The sequence below is a fragment of the Peptoniphilus sp. genome (assembly GCF_034090345.1).
Classification (GTDB): Bacteria; Bacillota; Clostridia; order Tissierellales; family Peptoniphilaceae; genus Peptoniphilus.
In genome coordinates this window covers 1-2813 of the sequence record NZ_JAXDSS010000086.1, presented here as the reverse complement: position 1 = coordinate 2813, position 2813 = coordinate 1, and the positions used below count along the sequence as shown (strand labels likewise).

The window sequence follows — 2813 nt, the reverse complement described above, 5'->3', positions numbered from 1 at the left end:
AGATGAAGTTAGAGCTATCATGCTTATTAGAATTAACTCACTTGTTAAAGGTGTATCCGGTATAAGACTTGAAACAGTTCACACAATTCTTGACATGTTAAACAATGGAGTTGTTCCACATATTCCTGAGAAAGGTTCATTAGGAGCAAGTGGAGACTTAGCACCTTTAGCACACATGGTACTTCCAATGCTTGGACTTGGAAAAGCTTACTTCAAAGGCGAGCTTATGACAGGTAAAGAAGCTATGGAAAAAGCTGGTGTTGAAGTTATAGCTCTTCAAGCAAAAGAAGGTCTTGCATTAATCAATGGTACAACAGTTCTAACAGCAATCGGAGCTCTTGCTACACATGATGCAATCCAACTTCTAAAATTATCAGACATCGCCGGAGCACTTTCACTAGAAGCTCACAGAGGTATTATAGATGCATTCTATGAAAAACTTCACACAATCAGACCTCACAATGGATGTTTAGCAACAGCTAAAAATATGAGAGCATTAACTGAAGGTTCAACTTACCTAACTCACACAGCTGATATAAGAGTACAAGACCCTTATACATTAAGATGTATCCCTCAAATTCACGGAGCAAGCAAAGATACAATAGCTTATGTTAAGGAAAAAGTTGAAATAGAAATTAACGCAGCAACTGACAACCCAATCATTATTTCCGATACAGAAGTAATTTCAGGTGGTAACTTCCACGGAGAACCAATGGCACAACCATTTGATTTCCTAGGAATTGGTGCTTCTGAAATAGGTAATGTTTCTGAAAGAAGAGTTGAAAGATTAGTAAATGCACAACTATCTGACTTCCCTTCATTCTTAGTAAAATACCCCGGTCTAAACTCAGGATTCATGATTACTCAATATGCTGCAGCAGCTCTTGCATCAGAAAACAAAGTACTTGCTCATCCAGCAAGTGTTGATTCAATCCCATCTTGCGAAAACCAAGAAGACTTTGTATCAATGGGAACAATAGCTGCAAGAAAAGCTAGAGATATCGTTGCAAACTCAAGACGTATCGTTGCAACTGAAATCATGGCAGCAGTTCAAGCTATCGACTTCAGAAAAGAAGAAGGATTCAAACTTGGAGTTGGAACTCAAGCGGCTTATGACGTTGTAAGAAAGACTGTAAACTTCATCGAAAACGATAAAGACATCGAAATTTATGATGAACTTGAAAAAATTACAGAAGCTCTTGTTAATGAATCTATAGTAAAAGCTGTAGAAGAAAAAGTAACTCTTGACATCAAATAAGAAAAATAACAAAAAGGATATGCCGGGGAACTGACATATCCTTTTTCAATTATTTTGTATCAGATTGTTTAAATCCTTTTAGAGGGTCATTTTTTAATTTTTCAATTATATGATTGGCTTTTTCAGATTTTAAAAAGTCATAAGTTGTTTTTGGGACTAGCTTTTCAACTTTGTCGAACTCTCCATTTGCAATTAAGTTTCTAACTGTAGAAGCAGATATAGGTTTTTCATCAACTTCAGATCTCTTTATAATATCAAGCAGAGGGTAGTTTGGATTTGGAGAATAGCTAAATACTTTTTTCATAGTTTCGTTGTAAATTTCAGTTGGTTTACTAAAAGGTTCTTCTCCTACAAACCTATATCCGATATTTAATTTAGGTGCTATATGGTACTTAAATATTCTGCTGTCGAGTTCTGCCTGAACTTCTGTTACACTCACTGATTCTTTTAAAAAATAAGAGGGAAAAGTTTGAGAAGATACCAAATAGTTTGATGTAGAATGATAGAAGACATTATTTAAATGGTTTGTACCTTCCTTAATCAAATTTAGCCTTGTATTAAAATCAAAAACTGATTTATTTTCACTGACCACAAAAAGATGGAGTATATCACATATTTTTTTAGCTTGTTCGACTAAGTATAAGTGTCCATTGGTAAATGGATTTGCATTCATCACTATTGAGCCAACAGTTCCCTGAATTTCAGGAGCAACTAAAGAATTTATATACTTATCAAAACCGCTTGTAGAATTTTCCATAAAAACTAAATCATTTCCAACTCTTTCGATAGTTTTAAATCCAAGAAAAGAAAAGGCTTTTTCAGATGTTGGTTTTGTGTAAACATAAATATCTTTAAATCCTTTTTCATAAATAGTACTTATTAAAAAAGAAATTAATTCATTAAAAACAGAACCGCCTTGGTAACTTTCTTTAATGGCTATACATTTAATTATATTTTCGAATGTGGAGCCGGTGGCCACTAAGACATCATTTTCAAAAATCCCATAAGTTTCATGCACAGTATTTTCAGTCTTTAGTCCGGATTCCTTTAATAAATTGGCCCATTTATTATAATCAGATTCTATTTTATCAATCCATAATTTTTGCATTTTTACCTCCATATAAACTTAAAATTAAATTTGCAGTAGTCAATACATCTGCAACACCTCCGGATGAAATATTATTTTTTACATAGTAATTGTCTAGTTCATCAGCTAACTTTTCGTCGTAATTAGTTAAAATTTTATTACCCTGATTTTGTAAAAATTTAAGCGTCTCTATATCACTTCTCTTTATTGTTGTTGTATCATCTATATTTGCAATTAGATACAGAGTTTTTTTATCTTCATCCCAGCCGTTTTCTTTTACTAAATCTATAAAATTAAAGATTGTTTTGTAACCGGTGAGCGGGAAGGTACGAATGTCATTTATTCCAAGAGTGTGGAGTTTGGCACTGTTTTGAGGATTTGTATAGTCGCAGGACAACTCTTTTGAAAATATCATAATAGATTTTGAAATTTTAGAATAGGATGTATTTATTAGCCATTCTCTGTAGA

General features: G+C 33.2%; 3 protein-coding genes. 1 reads left to right on the top strand and 2 read right to left on the bottom strand.

Features of this window, described 5'->3' with window-relative positions; genetic code table 11:
* Window positions 1-1258, top strand: a 1258-nt coding sequence (locus SOR77_RS07500; protein WP_320636514.1) for a histidine ammonia-lyase, incomplete at its 5' end; no start/stop codon positions are given.
* 49 nt (window positions 1259-1307) lie between these two features.
* On the opposite strand, the gene citC is transcribed toward SOR77_RS07500, so the two are convergent.
* Together citC and SOR77_RS07490 are read right to left on the bottom strand one after the other, a co-directional pair.
* Window positions 1308-2366, bottom strand: coding sequence for a [citrate (pro-3S)-lyase] ligase (gene citC / locus SOR77_RS07495; RefSeq protein ID WP_320636513.1), 1059 nt, complete (start codon window positions 2364-2366; stop codon window positions 1308-1310).
* Window positions 2347-2813: triphosphoribosyl-dephospho-CoA synthase (locus SOR77_RS07490; protein WP_320636512.1), on the bottom strand; the 467-nt coding region annotated here is incomplete at its 5' end. The genes SOR77_RS07490 and citC, both read right to left, overlap by 20 nt.

Coding starts and splice junctions, on each gene's coding strand:
- citC (WP_320636513.1), bottom strand. CDS start 2,366: ATGCAAAAATTATGGATTGATAAAATAGAATCTGATTATAATAAATGG.